This is a genomic window from Rhodococcus sp. BP-316, assembly GCF_019836105.1.
Taxonomy (GTDB): domain Bacteria; phylum Actinomycetota; class Actinomycetes; order Mycobacteriales; family Mycobacteriaceae; genus Rhodococcoides.
Genome location: NZ_JABUEE010000006.1, coordinates 102,435 through 120,708, shown reverse-complemented (window position 1 = coordinate 120,708; position 18,274 = coordinate 102,435). Strand labels below are relative to the sequence as shown.

10 protein-coding genes are annotated in these 18,274 nt (G+C 68.5%); 6 read left to right on the top strand and 4 right to left on the bottom strand.

Going from position 1 to position 18,274, the window contains the following annotated elements; translation table 11 throughout:
- Positions 1–122 precede the first annotated feature (122 nt).
- Positions 123–2,669 (top strand): ATP-dependent chaperone ClpB, encoded by a 2,547-nt coding sequence (clpB, locus tag HQ312_RS13165; RefSeq protein WP_222638864.1) that lies wholly within the window; start codon positions 123–125, stop codon positions 2,667–2,669.
- Between the two features lie 65 nt (positions 2,670–2,734).
- On the opposite strand, the gene HQ312_RS13160 is transcribed toward clpB, so the two are convergent.
- Both HQ312_RS13160 and HQ312_RS13155 read right to left on the bottom strand, forming a co-directional pair.
- Positions 2,735–4,507, bottom strand: coding sequence for an EAL domain-containing protein (locus HQ312_RS13160; protein ID WP_222638863.1), 1,773 nt, complete (start codon positions 4,505–4,507; stop codon positions 2,735–2,737).
- Positions 4,508–4,572: 65 nt separating this feature from the next.
- Positions 4,573–6,168 carry an MFS transporter gene (locus tag HQ312_RS13155; RefSeq protein WP_222638862.1) on the bottom strand — a complete coding sequence of 532 codons (1,596 nt, stop codon included), beginning with the start codon at positions 6,166–6,168 and terminating at the stop codon, positions 4,573–4,575.
- A 323-nt stretch (positions 6,169–6,491) separates the two neighbouring features.
- Here HQ312_RS13155 and HQ312_RS13150 point away from each other — a divergent pair, with 323 nt between their 5' ends.
- A complete protein-coding gene (locus HQ312_RS13150) occupies positions 6,492–8,024 on the top strand; it encodes an HNH endonuclease signature motif containing protein (protein WP_222638861.1) in 1,533 nt (510 codons plus the stop codon).
- Between the two features lie 18 nt (positions 8,025–8,042).
- On the opposite strand, the gene HQ312_RS13145 is transcribed toward HQ312_RS13150, so the two are convergent.
- Positions 8,043–9,449 carry an amino acid permease gene (locus tag HQ312_RS13145; RefSeq protein WP_027506428.1) on the bottom strand — a complete coding sequence of 469 codons (1,407 nt, stop codon included), beginning with the start codon at positions 9,447–9,449 and terminating at the stop codon, positions 8,043–8,045.
- A 118-nt stretch (positions 9,450–9,567) separates the two neighbouring features.
- Between HQ312_RS13145 and HQ312_RS13140 the strand changes: the two genes are divergently transcribed.
- Positions 9,568–10,398 (top strand): hypothetical protein, encoded by an 831-nt coding sequence (locus HQ312_RS13140; RefSeq protein ID WP_222638860.1) that lies wholly within the window; start codon positions 9,568–9,570, stop codon positions 10,396–10,398.
- An 82-nt stretch (positions 10,399–10,480) separates the two neighbouring features.
- Here the strand turns inward: HQ312_RS13140 and HQ312_RS13135 are convergent, their stop codons facing one another.
- A complete protein-coding gene (locus HQ312_RS13135) occupies positions 10,481–15,949 on the bottom strand; it encodes a carboxyl transferase domain-containing protein (RefSeq protein ID WP_222633152.1) in 5,469 nt (1,822 codons plus the stop codon).
- A 214-nt stretch (positions 15,950–16,163) separates the two neighbouring features.
- Here HQ312_RS13135 and HQ312_RS13130 point away from each other — a divergent pair, with 214 nt between their 5' ends.
- The 3 genes from HQ312_RS13130 (at position 16,164) to HQ312_RS13120 (ending at position 18,273) form a co-directional block, all read left to right on the top strand.
- Positions 16,164–16,793 carry a hypothetical protein gene (locus HQ312_RS13130; RefSeq protein WP_056444305.1) on the top strand — a complete coding sequence of 210 codons (630 nt, stop codon included), beginning with the start codon at positions 16,164–16,166 and terminating at the stop codon, positions 16,791–16,793.
- A gap of 55 nt (positions 16,794–16,848) precedes the next feature.
- Positions 16,849–17,637, top strand: a complete 789-nt coding sequence (locus HQ312_RS13125; RefSeq protein WP_222638859.1) for an SDR family oxidoreductase — start codon at positions 16,849–16,851, stop codon at positions 17,635–17,637.
- A gap of 69 nt (positions 17,638–17,706) precedes the next feature.
- Positions 17,707–18,273: a hypothetical protein gene (locus HQ312_RS13120; protein ID WP_156380596.1), complete on the top strand. Its 567-nt coding sequence runs from the start codon at positions 17,707–17,709 to the stop codon at positions 18,271–18,273.
- The last annotated feature ends 1 nt before the right edge of the window (position 18,274 follow it).

Genomic DNA, 18,274 nt, shown 5'->3' with positions numbered 1-18,274 from the left:
GCCAGCGCGCTGGGCGGCGCCCTCCTGCGTGATGCGGCGTCAACAAACTTGAGCGGAATAGACTCAAGTCGACTAAGGTTGTTCTCGTCGACACACCCGTTCGACCCGAAGGAAGGTGACCGGTGGACTCGTTCACTCCCACCACGAAGACCCAGGCAGCGTTGACCGCTGCACTGCAGTCGGCATCCGCAGCGGGCAACCCGGACATCCGGCCGGCTCACCTGCTCGTCGCACTGCTCGACCAGACGGACGGCATCGCCGCGCCGTTGCTGAAGGCTGTCGGCGTCGACCCGAGCGCGATCCGCTCGCAGGCGCAGACTCTGGTGGACCGTATGCCGTCGGCCACCGGCTCCACCACCCAGCCGCAGCTCGGACGTGACGCGCTGGGCGCGATCACCGCCGCTCAACAGCTGGCCACCGAACTCGACGACGAGTACGTCTCGACCGAGCACCTGGTGGTCGGACTCTCGACGGGCGATTCCGATGTCGCGACGCTGCTCCAGAGGAACGGGGCGACACCGGCGGCGCTGCGCGAGGCGTTCACCACCGTGCGTGGCAGTGCCCGCGTCACGAGCCCGGACCCGGAGGCCACGTACCAGGCTCTGGAGAAGTACTCGACCGACCTCACCGAGGCCGCACGCAGCGGCAAGCTCGATCCGGTCATCGGTCGCGACACCGAGATCCGTCGTGTGGTGCAGGTGCTCTCGCGCCGTACCAAGAACAACCCGGTGCTCATCGGTGAGCCCGGCGTCGGCAAGACCGCGATCGTCGAGGGCCTCGCGCAGCGCATCGTCGCCGGCGACGTCCCGGAGAGCCTGCGCGGCAAGACCGTCGTGTCGCTCGACCTGGGATCGATGGTCGCGGGCGCCAAGTACCGCGGTGAGTTCGAGGAGCGGCTCAAGGCCGTGCTCGACGACATCAAGAACTCGGCCGGCCAGGTCATCACGTTCATCGACGAGCTGCACACCATCGTCGGTGCGGGCGCGACGGGCGAGTCCGCCATGGACGCGGGCAACATGATCAAGCCGATGCTCGCGCGTGGTGAGCTGCGGTTGGTGGGCGCCACGACGCTCGACGAGTACCGCAAGTACATCGAGAAGGACGCCGCACTCGAGCGCCGGTTCCAGCAGGTGCTGGTCGGTGAGCCGTCCGTGCACGACGCGGTCGGCATCCTGCGCGGCCTCAAGGAGCGGTACGAGGTGCACCACGGTGTGCGCATCACAGACTCCGCCCTGGTCGCCGCCGCCACACTGTCGGATCGCTACATCACCTCACGGTTCCTGCCGGACAAGGCCATCGACCTCGTCGACGAGGCCGCGTCCCGCCTCCGCATGGAGATCGACTCGCGTCCGGTCGAGATCGACGAGATCGAGCGTGTCGTGCGCCGACTCGAGATCGAGGAGATGGCGCTGGCCAAGGAGACCGACGACGCGTCGAAGACTCGTCTCGAGAAGCTGCGCGGTGAGCTGGCGGACAGCAAGGAAAAGCTGGCCGAACTGAGCACGCGCTGGCAGAACGAGAAGAACGCCATCGATTCGGTGCGCGACCTCAAGGAGCAGCTCGAAGCGCTGCGCGGCGAGTCCGAGCGGGCCGAGCGCGACGGTGATCTGGGCAAGGCCGCGGAGCTGCGCTACGGACGCATCCCGTCGCTGGAGAAGGAGCTCGCGGAGAAGACCGCGGCCACCGTTCCCCAGGGTGACGTGATGTTGAAGGAGGAGGTCGGTCCGGACGACGTCGCGGACGTGGTCGCGGCGTGGACCGGTATCCCCGCGGGCCGGATGCTCGAGGGTGAGACGGCGAAGCTCCTCCGCATGGAGGACGAGCTGGGCAGGCGTGTCGTCGGTCAGGACGACGCGGTCCAGGCCGTGTCCGACGCGGTGCGCCGCGCTCGTGCCGGGGTGTCCGATCCGAACCGGCCCACCGGGTCGTTCCTGTTCCTCGGACCGACGGGCGTCGGCAAGACAGAGCTCGCGAAGTCGTTGGCGGACTTCCTGTTCGACGACGAGCGTGCCATGATCCGCATCGACATGAGCGAGTACAGCGAGAAGCACTCGGTGGCTCGACTGGTAGGTGCCCCGCCCGGATACGTCGGGTACGAGGCCGGTGGTCAGCTGACCGAGGCCGTGCGTCGTCGGCCGTACACGGTGGTGCTGTTCGACGAGGTCGAGAAGGCGCATCCGGACGTGTTCGACATCCTGCTCGCCGTGCTCGACGAGGGCCGTCTGACCGACGGTCAGGGCCGAACGGTGGACTTCCGCAACACGATCCTGATCCTCACCTCGAATCTCGGTGCGGGTGGCGACAGGGACCATGTGATGGCGGCGGTGCGTAGCGCATTCAAGCCGGAGTTCGTGAACCGGCTCGACGACGTGGTCGTCTTCGACGCCCTGAGCGAGGAGCAGCTGCAGTCCATCGTCGACATCCAGCTGCTGCAACTGCAGCGCCGCCTTTCGGCTCGTCGACTCACGCTGGACGTCACGCCGTCGGCCCGGTTCTGGTTGGCCGTACGGGGTTACGACCCGCAGTACGGGGCCCGGCCGCTGCGTCGGCTCATCCAGCAGGCCATCGGCGATCAGTTGGCCAAGCTGTTGCTGGCGGGCAAGGTCGTCGACGGTGACACGGTCACGGTGGACACGTCGGAGGACGGTGCGACGCTCGAGCTGAGTTGAGACGTCCACGCGGGCAGCGGGTCCGGACAGCCTCACGGGCGTCCGGGCCCGCTGCCGTCTGCGCGTCACGCGGTGGGGTGGGGGGTGTCCCTCACGAGCAGTTCCGAGGCGGGTGCGGGGCGGCCGAGCAGGTATCCCTGCACCAGATCCGCTCCCACCTCGCGCGCCGTGGCGAGTTCCTCGGCGGTCTCCACGCCCTCGAAGATGCAGACGGCACCGATCTCCCGCGAGAACGTGACGATGCTGACGGCGGCGGCACGACGCATGGGGTCGGTATCGATGCCGCGCACGATCGAGGCGTCGAGTTTGACCACGCCGGGACGTAGTTCCACCAGTTGGCGCAGACCCGAGTAGCCGGTTCCCACGTCGTCCACCGAGATGAGGACGCCCGCCGAGCGCAACATCTCGACGGCGACGCCCATCCCGTCGTAGTCGTCGATGCGGTCGTGTTCGGTCACCTCCACGATCCAGCGCCTGCCCCTGTCGCCGCGCCCGATCAGGTCCGCGGCGAGATCGCTGGACAGGATGGTGTCCGCCGAGGTGTTGACCGCCACGAAGGCGCCCGATGGCAGCACGCTGGACGCGGTGATCGCCGCGTGGATGGCACTGAGTTCGAGGTCCACGCGCAGGCCGACGGTCGACGCGTCGGTGAACCACGTCTGCGGTGAGCCGTACCCGTCGGGGAATCGCGACAATGCCTCGTAGCCGACGACGGCTCCCGTGTCGGTGGTGCAGACGGGCTGGAAGACGATGCTCGGGCCGCCCGACGCGATGAGCGCCGCGATGCGGTCGCGGAGGTCCGCCGACGCGGACGCCCGACTGGCGTGGCGACGCTGCATCGTCGCCTCCGCGCGCGTCATCAGGTGGTGCAGGGTGGTGCCCACGTCGGCATGCGGGTCGACGGTCTCCGCCACCGAGCCCGTCAGAACCGTGACCGGTGCGCTGCGCAGAGGGGTGCTCTCGAGTCCGGTGGCCAGATCCCGCATCGCGCGATCGGCGGAACCGTCCGGGCCGACGAGAAGCACACACAGGAACTGCGAGGTGCTCAACCGTGCCGCGACGGCGTCCGCCGGAGCCTCGGTGGTGAGCCGCTCGGCGATCTCCTCGAGCACCTCCCGGCCCGAGCCGCGGCCGAAACGCTGCTCGACGTCCGCGAAGTCGGCGATCTCGACGAAGACGCCGAGAGCGGTGCGGCGACTCTGCACGGACTGCGATTGCGACGTCACCCGGTTGTAGAGCCCGCGTCGCGTCAGCAACCCCGTGAGTGGATCGCGTTGCGAGGCCTCGACCTGTCGGCGGAGGTAGGAGACGTACATGCGGATGACGAAGGGCGTGGCGAACATGCTCATCAGCGCGAGCGTGCGTGACAGCACGAGCCAGATCTCCGTGCCCTGCTCGACCGAGACGGCGGCGAGCACGACGAGCAGGCCGCAGGAGAAGGCGACATGCAATGAGAGGGTGAGGGTGTCGGTGAACGCCGCTGCGAACAGGGAGACCAGCACCAGTACGGCGCATGCCGGCATCGACAGGAACGCGGAGTCGTACATCGTCACGACGGTGAGCACGCCCACGTCGGCGTAGACGACGTAGGCGGTCTCGAAGTGCCTCGGACGCGTGGTCGTGAACCAGGCGACCGCGACGGGAACGGTCGTGGCGGAGAACAGAAGTATCCACACCGCGCCGCCCGGTCGGAGGGCGTCGGAGGGCAGGAGCAGCAGGCCGGCGACGCCGACGAGCACCGTGATGCCCGCGATGACGGCGCGAGATCGTTCTGCTGGTCTCGGCGTCAACGCGAGAAACGACAGAACCGGATCAGGACTGATCCGCTGTGATCTCACGACGACTCGTTTCGACGGTCTGCGGCGCCGGAGTGCGCTGGGAATCAGCACACTCCGACGTCAGACTACCGGCGGCGAGTTCGTGCTGCGGCCAGAACCGAGTCGGCGGCGGGCTTCCACGGCATGCAGATCGCGACGGCCACGGCGCACGCCAGGCACGCGGACACCGTGACGTACGAGGCGAACTGGAATCCCTCGAGGCTTGCGGACTTCATCGCCAGAATCAGTTCCGCCTTCTGCTGTTCGAACAGCGACGGCGTGGGACGCTTCGCCATCTCGATCACCGCGATGACGGTTTCGGACGCGAAACCCTTCTCGCCGTCCGTCATCAGCGACGAGGGCACCGCATCGACCAAGGGGGTGACCCGCGCGGAGTAGACCGAGGCGACGATCGAACCCAGTACCGCCACACCGAGTGTGCCGCCGATCTCGCGTGTCGTGTCGTTGACCGCCGACCCGGCGCCTGCGCCGTCCAGGTCGACCGCGGACATGATGGAGTCGGTCGCGGGTCCCTGGACGACGGCCAGTCCCAGCCCCATGAGGACCATCGACAGCAATACCGGGCCGACGTAGGGCGTGTCCACGGTGGTCTGGCCGGCTATGGCCATCCCCGTGCTGACGATGAGCAGTCCCAGCACGATGACGGCGGTGGCACCGAAGCGCTGAGCGATCAGCGTGGCGATCGGTGCGCCCACGCCCACGGCCACCGCGAACGGCAGTGAGTGCAGGCCGAACTCGAGCGGTGAGTACTCACGGACGCCCTGGAAGTACTGGGTGATCATGAACAGGAAGCCGAACATGGAGAAGTAGCCGACGGCGATCGACAGGGCCGGGAGCGAGAAGCGACGGTTCGCGAACAGAGTCAGATCGAGAACCGGAGCGGCTGTGCGCTTCTCCCACGCGAGGAAGCCGGCGATCGCCACGGCGGAGAGCGCGTAGCCGGCGAGGGAGGTGGCCGACAGCCATCCGCGATGCGGGGCCTCGATGATCGTCCACACCAGTGCCGTGATCGCCACCAGTGAGGACACGAGTCCGACGACGTCGAAGCGGCCGACGTGCTCGGCGCGCGACTCCGGGACCAGAACCCGAGCGGCGAGGGCCACGACGAGTGCCACGGGCACGTTGATCCAGAAGACCGAGTGCCACGAGAAGTGTTCCAGCAGATAGCCACCCGCGGTCGGACCGATCGCGATGGCGAAGCCGGCCATGGCCGTCCAGGCGGCGATGGCCAGTGCCTTCTCACGGGGGTCGGTGAAGATGGTGATGATCATGGCCAGCGTCGCCGGGAACACTGCCGCCGCGAAGACGCCCATGACGGCGCGTGCCGCGATGACCTGACCGAGGTCACCCGACAGCGCCCCCACCACAGACAGTGCCGCCACCCCGAGCAGGCCGATGATCATGACGCGGCGGCGTCCGTACCGATCGCCGAAGTGCCCGAGCGCCAACAGGAAGCCGGCGAACGTCAGTGTGTAGGCGTCGACCACCCACTGCAGGCCGGACATCGAGGTCTGGAGCTCGACGCCGATGGACGGCAGCGCGACGTTGACGATGGTGTTGTCGAGGACCACCAGCAACTCGGCCGCGCAGATGACGAGGAGCGCCAGCGCGCGGCCTCGCCCTGACAGCGAGGTGGTGGGTGGTGCCTGATGCAGTGCCATGGAACCCCGCTCCGTCGGTTCTATGCGGTAGCGCATAGAAGGTGGACAGAAGGTAACTGTGTCACTGCGTCACGGTCAATCGAGTGTGGTGGCCGTCACGCTCGGGTCAGTCGACGGGGGCGACCCGGACACTCGTGGTACGGCTGGTCGCAGACGTCGATCAGATACTCGACCATCGAGGGGGTACGGCAACTGCTGCAGTTCGCCGATCACCTCGAGGTGGTGGAGCCGCACGAGGCGCGGACACGCGTCGCGGAACTGGCGGCAGACCTCGCTCGTCGACATTCCTGACGGTGTCGGTGGCTCCTGTTATCTTCGCACACATGTTCGAGTCGGGGTGGGCGCAGCAGGATCCGGAGGCCATGGGCCTTCCGGTGGCGCTGACCGATGCGTCGATCGAGGAGGCTCTGGACACCGTCGTTCACGCGACCGCCGGCCTCGGCTTCCTGGAGTGGACTCGCTACCGGGCGGCCGCGCACCTCCACGCCCTGATCGTCGCGCCGGTCGAGGCCTCGGACCGCCGACGCCTGGACGCGGCGACGCAGTGCGCCGCCCGCATCGCCACCGTGCTGTCCGTCAGTCAGGGTGCCGCCGACGGCATTCTCTTTCGCGCCCTCGTGTTGCGCGATCGCCTGCCGCGTGTCGCAGAGTGTCTGCGGGACGGGCTGCTCGCGCCGAAACACCTGCACACCATCGTCACTCGTACCGATCTGGTCGACGGCCGCGACTACGCCGACGAGGTCGACGCCGAGATCGCTGCCGCCCTTCGGCGTCGCCGTTCGTGGTCCGACACCCGGCTTCGGGACATGGTCGACTGCATCGTTCATCGTCATGATCCGGATGCGGTGCGTGAGAGGCGCATCAAGGCCAAGGAGAATCGCTCCTTCTGGGTCGAGAACGCTCCGGACGGCATGGCGGCCGTCGGTGCCACCCTGGCGGCCGAGGACGCGCTGCTCGTCGCAACCCGTGTCGAGGCTCTTGCTGCGAACGTCTGCTCGCGCGATCCGCGCAGCCGCAACGCTCGCGCGTCCGACGCACTGTTCGCGCTCGTCACCGGCACCGGATTCGGTTGTCAGTGCGGCGATCCCACGTGCACACACACGGAGACCGACCCCGACTCGATCAGCGCGACCACCGTCGTCGTGCACGTGGTCGGTGACGCGGCCACCCTGGATGCGGCCACCCCAGCAGCATCGAGCCCGGAAGGTGCAGCCCCCGACACCTCCGGCCGCTCCGGCTTCCTGCACGGTCACGGTGTCATCTCGCCCGACCACCTGCGGGATCTGGCGAACCGTTCCGATGCCGTGCGTCGACCGATGGATGCGACGCCCGCCGCCCATCAGCCGGCCGACCCGTACCGGCCCAGCGCGGCACTCGAGACGTTCGTCCGTGCCCGCGACCAGTACTGCACGTGGCCTGGATGCAACAACCCGGCGGTGACGGCGGACCTCGACCACGTCACCGAGTACGACCACGACGACCCGGCCGCCGGTGGACAGACCACGGCGGTGAATCTCAACGGCAAGTGCCGCTTTCACCACACTCTGAAGACGTTCACCGACTTCCTCGACGATCAGTACCCCGATCCGGAGCTACCCGGCAGAGTCCTCTCGACCGTCACCACCCCGGAGGGTCGCACCGTTCCCGGTCCGGCTCACAACGGATACGACCTCCACCCGGAACTGGCCGACGTCACCTTCGGCGACCCAGTGGTGCACCCGCCGCCCGGGACCGAGTCGCCACCGACGAGACGACGCACTCGCCTTGCGGCCGTTCATGCGCGGCGACGCGCCGAACGCGCACGCAACCGCCGAGCTCGAGAAGCCGCAGCGATCGACGACCCGCCACCGTTCTGAACGACGGTGGCGGGGCTGTCAGACGCGCGCGGATTCGGCGGCGGTCACGCGTCGCTGACGTAGGACACCGGCCACGACAGTGACCGCTGCCAGCACCGCGGAGAAGCCGATGGCCGTCCGCTGCTCCGGCATGATCACCATCATCACGAGGACGACGACGATGAAGCCGATCGCCAGATACGTCAGCCACGGATACAGCCACATGCGCACCGGAGGTCGGCGACCCTCCCGGTCGAGCGTGCGCCGCAACACCAACTGGCTGGCCGCGATGGCGAGGTACACGAAGAGAGCCACGGCACCGGTGGTCGCGAGCAGGTACCCGAACAGTTTCTCCGGCAGCGCGTAGTTGCCGACGACGGCCACGAATCCGAGTGCGGTGGAGGCCAGTACGGCGACGTAGGGCACGCCGCGGCTCGACACCTTGCGTACCGCCGCGGGGGCGTCCCCACGCTCGGACAGCGAGAACAACATGCGGCTCGCCGTGTACAGCGCGGAATTCAGGCACGATGCGACGGCGGTGAGGATGACGACGTCCATGATGCGGTCAGCGTGCGGAATGTTCATCTGCCCCAACACGAACTGGTACGAGCCGGTCTCGGCGTCGAGCTCCGCGGCCGGCACCAGGGCGACGACGATGAAGATCGAGCCGAGGTAGAAGATCATGATGCGCCAGATCACCGAGTTGACTGCGCGGGTGATGCCCTTCTTCGGATCGGGCGACTCCGCGGCGGCGATGGTGACGATCTCGGTGCCCATGAACGAGAACATCGTCGTGAGCATGGCGGCGATGACCGCACCGAAACCGAAGGGCATGAACCCGCCGTCCGACCACAGGTGCGACACCCCGCTGACGTCGCTGCCCGGCAGCAGACCCAGGATCGCGAGCACGCCGAGCGCGATGAACCCGATGATCGCGACCACCTTGATGAGAGCGAACCAGAACTCGAACTCGCCGTAGTTGCCCACGCTCAGCAGGTTGGTGACGGTGAGGATCAGCGTGATGGCGAGCGCCCAGATCCACTGGTCACCGCCGATCCACGACGACATGATCAGCGCACCGGCCGTGGCCTCGACCGGGATGACCAGCACCCAGAACCACCAGTAGAGCCACCCGACGGAGAACCCGGCCCAGTGGCCGAGCGCGCGGGTCGCATACGTGGAGAACGATCCGGTGTCGGGGTTGGCGGTCGCCATCTCCCCGAGCATGCGCATCACCAGGACGACGAGGATGCCGGCGAACAGATACGACAACAGCACGGCGGGGCCGGCCAGGTTGATCGCGGTCGCGGATCCGACGAACAGTCCGGCGCCGATGACGCCGGCGATCGAGATCATGGTGATGTGACGTGGTTTCAGGCTGGTTCCCAGAGCGCCGGGTTGTCCGGTCGCGCTGACTGGGTCCGCGTCCTTGTTGTCGATCGACATGTCAGTTCTCCTCGTGAGATGCGAACCTACCGAGTCGATCACAACGGTCGGTTCGGTGCCCGGCGCACGGCACATCTCGTCCGATTTGCCCGGTCTTTTCGGGGACTATCCTGAGGTCATGACGACGCCGACCGGACCGCGCGACAACGACGACTCGGCTCGCGACCGCGACCAGCCGACGGAGTACCTCGGCACTCCCGGTCACACGTCGGATCCGGGCCAGGCCTACGGGCAGTCCGGTTACAACCCGACCGAGGCGCTCCCGGCAGGCGACTGGTACGCCCAGCAACCGCCGTACGAGCAGGGCTACCCCCAGCAGCAGCAGTATCCGACTCAGGGCTACCCGGCACAGCAGGGTTATCCACAGCAGCAGGGCTACCCGACACAGGGCTATCCCCAGTACCAGCAGCCCCCGTACCAGCAGAACCAGTACGGCGAGGCGCCCTTCCTCGAGAACGGCGACAGCAAGCCCCCGCGCGGTCCGAAGACCGCACTCATCGTCGTGGCGGCGCTCGTCGTGATCGCACTCATTGGCACCGGGGCCTATCTGCTGTACGACTCGACGTCGTCCTCGCGCACCGCGGCGCCCGCCATCACGCCGCGCTCCGCCCCGCCCACGACCACGGCGCCGCCGTCGACGAGTGTCCCGCCGCTCGGCTCGCTGCCGGGTCTGGAGCAGATTCCCGGGGGAGTGGGGGAGGCGCTGGGGTCCCAGGGGGCCTCCGTGGGCACGATCATCTCGAACGACGGCACCACCATCGTCATGGACGGGATCGGCGGGTCCACCGTCACTGTGGTGACGAACGCGAACACGCAGATCCTCGCGCTCGGTGCCGCCACGGTGGCGGACCTCGCGCCCGGCACCTCGATCGTGGTGCAGGGCACCCCGCTGGCCGACGGGTCCATCACCGCCGAGGTCATCGTCAGCGCCGGTATCGGCTTCAACTGACGCCGGGGCGTCGACCGACACCACCGAACGAGAGACACCCTCCCTCGCACACGCGGGGGAGGGTGTCTCTCTGTCGATCAGGTCAGGCCTGGCGGGCCATTCCGCGCTCGATCGCCGCGACGATCTGCGGGCGCAGTTCGGCGGCCGCCACTATGTGGTGCACCGAACCGACGGTCCGCGCTCGCTCGATGTTGTGCACCGCCTCGAACTCGGACGCCACCTCACCGAGCTTCTCCGAGCGCACCGCGGTGCGGGTGGCCGACAGCTCCACCTGCAACCGCGCCCGCTCCGTGTCGTCCTCGGAGGAGTTCATGCGTGCCTCCAGATCGCGGACGGACGGGTCGGATGCGGTGCGCTTGTTGACGTCTCGCGTGAAGACCACTGCTGCGGCCGGTGCACCACCGAGGACGGACGCGAACGATCCCTCGACGGCCAGCACCTCCATGTTCTCGTTGAGCGCTCCGGAGAACACCACGAACGCGCCGCCGTGATACCGGGAGACCACGCAGAACACGATCGGTCCGTCGAAGTTGACGATGGCACGGCCGATCTCGGCGCCGTACTCGAGCTGCAGGTTGCGCAGCGACTCCGGTGACCCGTCGAAGCCGGACAGGTTGGCCAGCACCACCAGCGGGCGGTTGCCGCTGGCTGCGTTGATCGCACGGGCCGTCTTCTTGGACGAGCGGGGGAACAGCGTTCCCGACGTCCACTGGTCGGGGCCGTCGGACGGGAACCATCCCTTGCGCGAGATGGCACGCGATTCGATGCCGATCACCGACACCGGGTAACCGGCGAGGTGGGCGTCGAAGACGACGGACGTGTCCGCGTCGGCCATGTCGGCCCATCGCTCGAGCACGGCGTGGTCCTGATCGACCACGGCGCGCATGACGGTGCGGATGTCGAACGGCTTCTTGCGCTCCGGGTTGGTGGCCGAGGAGAAGATGTCGCCGACGGTCTTGAAGTCGCTCGACGGGTGGACGTGCGGGTAGGTCCGCACGTCGCGGTCGACCGGGTCGACGGTCGTGGTGCGGCGCGGGAAGCGTTCTCCCGGTGCGCGATACGCGTGATCGTAGTGCGCGAAGAGGACGTCGCACGCAGCTCCGAGGTTCGGAGCCCAGTACTGCGCCTGCCCGTTGGGGCCCATGACGCGGTCGTAGCCACCGATGCCGAAGTTGTCCTCCGCGGAGACGCCACCGGAGTAGTCCAGGGACTGCTTGCCGGTGAGCACCATCGCGCTCTCCGGCGTCATCACCAGGATGCCCTTGGTGTGCATGAGCATCGTGGCCTCGGCGTTCCAGTACGGCTGCGCGCCGACGTTGATGCCCGCGACGATCACGTTGATCTCGTGACCGGCCTGCGTGAAGGTGATGATGCGGCGCAGAGCCCGCGACACCCAGTCCATGTTCTCCGTGCCGCTGCCCATGGAGATGGTCGCGCCGGAGGAGAGCGCGAACCACTCGACCGGGACGTTCATCTCCTCGGCCAGGTCGATCGCGGCGACGACGCGCGCACACTCGGCCTCGGCCACCGTGCCCAACGCCTTGGTCGGATCGCCGAACAGGGCGACGCGGGTCATGCCCTCCGGGTAGAGCGCCGTCGGCGTGGACACCAGGCCCACGATGATGCCCGCGGTGTTCTGACCGTACGGACGCGAGATGGGCTGCAGCGCACCGGACTCGTCCAGGTCGTACTCGACGAAGGAACCGTCGCGCTTGGTCAGCACGGGGATCAGCTCGTACGGGTAGACGGTGCCGCGTGCCTGCGAGCGCTGCACGTTCTGCGTGTACGTGTCCAGCGGGCGCATGGGCTCGGTGGGCGGGTCGGTGATCTTGGTGACCACTCCGGTACCGGGTCGGTACGAGAAGCGCAGTGCCTGCATGGTGGGCTCCGCGCCGGGGCGCACCACGACGCGGGCCATCATGGTGATCTCCTCGAGACCGGCGGCCACGGTGAGCGGCGCGAGATGCCGGGCCACGATGCGCAGCTTGTCGAGCGGCAGGTTCAGCACCGGCCACACGTAGAGGACGACGCGATTGTGGTCGAGGCGGCGGTTGCCGCGGCGAGCCTGGGCGCGGCGGATGCCGTCGAGGCACGCGGAGAGCGTGCGCTCGATGGCGGGAACCGAGACCACGTTGCCCTGGGCGTCGAACTGCACTGCGGCGTCGCGGATCTCGGCCAGGGCGACCAGTCGCTCGTCCTTGGGGTTGTCCTTCGCCACCAGATCGAACAGGTACGTGCCGGGTGCGGAGGGGATGCGGGTGCCGTCGAAGTTCTTGAGGCGCCACAGGTCCAGTCGCTGACCGGTGAGCGGATGCAGGTCGCGGAGCGAGACGTCCTCTGTCAGAACGCCTGCCTGCGGCCGGAACGTCACCTGGCGCGAGATGCCGGTGCCGCGTCCGAAGACGGTGACCGTGACGCGACGCCACGACGTGGTCGCCGGGTGTGCGGCGATCTCGGTGCGCAGCTCCTCGACCACCTGGTCGCCGTCCTCGGGAGCTGTCGGCCACGAGAGGTACAGATCCACCGCGAGGTTCTCGGGTGCCGGCCCCGCGGTCTCGGTGAGCGCCACCAGCGTCGACGAGAGGCCCGCGCGATCGGTCATCGTCGAGAGCAGGTTGACCTTGCCGCCGACGAGGGTGAAGGTGCCCGAGACATAGTGCTGCCCTTCGCGATCGAAGGCCTTCACGTCCTCGAAGTCACGGATCTCGTAGTACTGGCGGGTGATCACCTCGAGCAGGGCACCCGGATCGGACATGCGCTGGGAGAGCAGCTCCACGAGCGGCTCCTCCGTGGCGACCAGGGCGTCGATGCGCTCCTGGTGATCGTCGGCGTCGGGCCGCTCGGCCAGGTACTGCAGACTGCCGCGGACACCGTCGTAGACCTGCTCGCGCGCCTTACGGATCTGCGGCTCGTCGAACAACTGGAAGCGGAGGTTGCGGGCGACGTCGCCGATCACCGGGTACCGCACCTGGGTCGCGACGACGAGGCGGTCGAGCACCTCACCGACGGCGCTGTCCGCGTCGGGGGCGACCGACGGGTCGGCGATCCACCGATCGAGGAGCGCCGCGATGGCCGGGACCTGGTTCTCGATGCGCTGCTGCGCCAGGAAGAGTCGGTAGACGGCCTCCTCGAGATCGGTGCCGCGATCGAGATCGTTCTTGTCGTAGTGCCGCAGTGCGCGAGCCAGCTTGTCGCGGAACTCGTCCGGCAGGCCCTGGACGTCGGCGTCGAGCGACTGCAGGAACGCGTGGAAGTGCTCGCGCGGACTGTGGACGCGCTCGTCGGTGCCCTCCTCGTCCATGGTCGGACGGTTACGCGTCAGCTCGCACATGTCGGCGAAGGTGGTGAGCAGGTCCAGCTCGGCGCGGACCAGCTCGCCGTCCTTGCGCGGGAGTGCCCCGCGCAGAGCGTCGTACTCGGCGATGGTGGCGAGCGCACGGGACGCGCTGACGTCGAATCCGCTGAGGAGAGCCCGCAGTTCGTCGAGACGGGCCAGTGCGTCGATGCGGTCGTCGCGGTCGGCGTCGCCGCACGGCGAGCGGAACTCGACCCGGGCGGTGGTGGAGGCGGCGGCCGTCTCACCGATCGGGTCGACGCGCAGCAACGCCGCGCCGTTGTCGACCTGTGCGTTGACGACGGCGAGCACCTCGCTCACCCGACCGGCAGAGGCGGCGCGCACCGCGGTCTCCATCTTCATGGCCTCGAGGACCACGAGCGTCTGTCCCGCCTCGACCTCGTCACCCACGGCGACCGGCACGGCGACGACGACGGCGGGGGCAGGTGCGCGCACCAGGCCGGCCTCGTCCTGGCTGATCTGGTGGCTCACGCCGTCGACCTCGACGAGATACCCGGCGGGGCCGGGCACGGTGACGACGGAGTAGCGGGTGCCGTCGATCTCGGCGCGACGCTCGAAGGTGCCGAGCCGCTCGATGTCGATGGTGATCTCGTGGTCGTCGACCGCGACCAGGTAGCGGTGCGGTCCCACCTGGCCGACGGTCAGGCGGTAGCCCTGGCCCTGGTAGTTGAGCTCGACCGTGCGGCCGATGTCGTGGCTGGCGCGGGGACGGCCGCCGCGGGCGGACAGCAGGAACTTGGCGCGCTCACGGGCCTCGTCCGCGTCGTAGGCGTCGACGGCCGCGGCGATCAGTGCGACGTCGGCGACGCGGGTGGGGCCCTCCGCGGTGCCCGCGCCGGTGCGGTCGAGCCAGCCGGTGTCGGCAGTGGCGTCGATGAGCTCCTCGCGGTCGAGCAGGTCGAGCAGGAACGACTTCGTGGTGGTGCCGCCGTCGATGACGACTGTGGTCTCGCGAAGCGCCGTGCGCAGCCGGGCGAGGGCCTCGGAACGGTCACGGCCCCAGGCGATCACCTTCGCGACCATGGAGTCGTAGTCGGGCGGGATGACGTCGCCCTGGGCGATGCCCGTGTCGACGCGCAGGCCCGATCCGAGCGGGAACTTCAGCAACCGGACGGTGCCGGGCGCCGGTGCGAAACCGTTGTCGGCGTCCTCGGCGTTGAGTCGTGCCTCGACGGCGTGACCGAACTCGGTCGGGCAGTCGCCCTCGAGCACGTGGCCGCCCGCGACGAGGATCTGCAGCTTGACCAAATCGAGGCCCGTCGTCACCTCGGTGATGGGGTGCTCGACCTGCAGGCGCGTGTTGACCTCGAGGAACGTGAAGATCTTCTGCTCGGGCTGGTAGAGGTACTCCACCGTGCCGGCGCCGTGATACCCGGCGGCGCGGACCAGCTCCGCGGAGGCGGCGCGCAGCTCGTCGGCCTGCTCCCGGGTCAGAACGGCCGAACTGGACTCCTCGATGACCTTCTGGTTGCGACGCTGGATCGAGCAGTCGCGGACGCCGGGTGCCCACACGTTGCCGTGGGTGTCGGCGATGACCTGGACCTCGACGTGGCGCGCCTCGGTGACGAGCCGCTCGAGGAAGACGACCGGGTCGCCGAACGATCGTTCGGCCTCACCCTGGGTGCGCTCGAGTGCGAGCTCGAGCTCGTCCTCGGCGAAGACCTTGCGGATACCGCGACCGCCACCGCCGCTGCGCGCCTTGATGATCAGGGGATAACCGATGGCGGCGGCGTGCCGACGTGCATCGGCGCGGGTCTCGACGGGACCACCGCTCCACGGCGCGACCGGGACGCCCACCTTCTCGGCGAGGATCTTGGCCTCGACCTTGTCGCCGAGCAGGCGCATCGAGGCAGCGGACGGACCGATGAACGTGATGCCCAGGCGAGCGCAGATGTCGGCGAAGGTCGGGTCCTCGGCGACGAAGCCCCAGCCGACCCACACGGCGTCGGCGCGGGCCTCGACGAGTGCGCGCTCGAGCTCGACGTAGTCGAGGTACGGGTTCTGCACGCCCGTCTTGCGGAGCGTGACGGCCTCGTCGGCCTGGCGGACGAACATCGCCTTCCGCTCGGCGTCGGTGTGCAGAGCGATGACGCGCAGAGGCTCGGCGGACCGCGATTCGTTGTTCAGCTCGCGTACCGCTCGGATGAGGCGAACAGCTGCTTCGCCTCGGTTGACTACTGCTATGCGTGTGAACATGCGCTCCGCCGTCTCGAAGGGAAAGTGTCTTCCGAGCCAGTGTGACGGTCCACGAGCGTACTGGCGAGTACATCTCACCAACGCCCGAAAGGGTCGTGATCGGTCACTGACCTGTGGCGATGCGCTACCCATGGGTATACCGGCGGGTAATGACACGATGGGCCGACGACGGCGCCGTGCCCCGGGAAAAGTACAGTGGAGAGCGATGACAGCGATGTGGTTCGGCCTTGCTCTGATCGCACTCCTCGGTGCGGTGGCACTGCTGTACATCGATCGCGCCCGCCGCGGACAGCAGGGCCGGGTGCGTCAGATCTGGGCGAAAGCGCAGGGCTACCACTACGTTCCCGCCGATCCCGACCTGCCGTCGACCTTCTCGCGCGCGGCCATGGCGAACCAGGAGTTCCTCGGTGCCGTCGACGTGGTCGAGGGTGTGCGACGCGGCGAGGAGTTCGTCCTGTTCGACCTCGAGGACGCCGCGACCGTCGTGGCGGTGCGCCGCGAGGTGGGATCCGACGTCGACCTCGATCTGCGGTCCCGCACGACGCCGCCGCCGAAGGAGGCCGACATGCAGCTCCTCGGCTCGCTGGGTCCGCGCATCATCTTCGCGACCGACCTCGACGTGGCACGGCGAGTCTGTGACCAGCGCATGGTCGCCTTCACGCACTCGGTGCCCGATGTGGTGCAGCTGCTGTGGAGCGAGGGTCCGTGGACGCTGGGCACCGTTCCGGTGGGCAGTTCGGGACGCGACTGGGACGCCGCGATCGACGCCGTCACGCGCCTGTCCGGCCTTCTGCACGTGTTGCCGCCCTCGCGACGCCGCGCAGCACCCGGACGCGACGACTGATCGTTTCATCAGCCACGTGCTGCCGTGAGGAACCTCACCCGTTAGTCTCGTGCGCATGTCGACTCCAACACCGCGGCCCATCGCCCTCGTCACCGGTCCGACGTCCGGCATCGGCGGCGGGTTCGCCCGCCGTCTCGCCGCCAGTGACCACGACCTCGTCCTGGTCGCCCGCGACACCGTCAGGCTCGAGGCACTGGCCGGCGAGCTACGCGCGTCGTACGGCACCTCGTCGGAGATCCTGGGCGCGGACCTCGCGACCGAGGAGGGCCGCGCTGCCGTGGTCGCCCGACTGCAGGAGGGCGTGCAGGTCCTGATCAACAACGCGGGCTTCGGCACGTCCGGCGAGTTCTGGACGGCGGATCCCGCGCTGCTGCAGTCGCAGCTCGACGTCAACGTCACCGCCGTCATGCAGTTCACCCGCGCGGCGCTGCCGTCGATGATCGCGGGTGCGAAGGGCTCGGTGATCAACGTGGCGAGCGTCGCCGGCCTGATGTCGGGTCGCGGTTCCACGTACTCCGCATCGAAGGCGTACGTCGTCTCGTTCAGCGAGGGTCTCGCGGGCGGTCTCGCCGGCACCGGCGTCCGTATCCAGGCTCTGTGCCCGGGCTTCGTGCGGACCGAGTTCCACGAGCGCGCCGGCATCGAGATGTCGTCGATTCCGTCGTTCATGTACCTCTCCGTGGACCAGGTCGTCGACGCCTCGCTCGCCGACCTGGAGAAGAACACCGTGCTGAGTGTGCCTGGGCTTCAGTACAAGTCACTGACTTCGGTATCGCGTCTGGTGCCCCGTACCATCGCTCGCCGCGTGGTCTCCCTGGTCGGCAGCGCGCGCGGTCGCACGTAGGCTCCAGCGGCCGGGGCGAACCCTCGACCTCGGGTCGACGTTCACACTCGACGGCGCTATGTTTCTGGTGTGACTGTTGTGGCCCTGGTGGCGTTCGTGATGATCATCGGTATCGGCTGGATCGTGTCGGTCGTCCGGCGGACACGTCGGTCGGCCGACTCCGTCGCTGCCGGACTGAACCTGCTCGAAATCGAGCTCGATCGACGACGGGCCGTGATCCCCGATCTCGTGCGCGCTGCCGTCGACGCCGATCTCGACCGCGCCGCCGTGAACCAACTCGTCGGAGCGCGGTCGCTGTCGGCCATGATGCGGGATCGGCGCGCCGAGCTCGGCGCCCGGGCCGGCGCCGAGAACGCGCTGTCGGTCGCGCTGCACGAGGTGCTCTTCGACGGTCGGGCCAGTGGGCCTCTCGGGTGGGACTTCAGCTCGCCCGCAACGGAACTCGATCGCATCGAGCATCGCGTCGCCGGGGCCGTCCGCGTGTACAACACGCAGGCCTCGTCATTGGCCTCGCTCGCCGACTCGCCGTTGTCCGGACCCGTCGTCCGGCTGTTGGGCGTCCGGGCGCCCGAGGTGTTCGCCGAGACCGCGGACGCCGACACGGCATGGTTGCGGGCGCCGCAGCACGCCGCCTGAG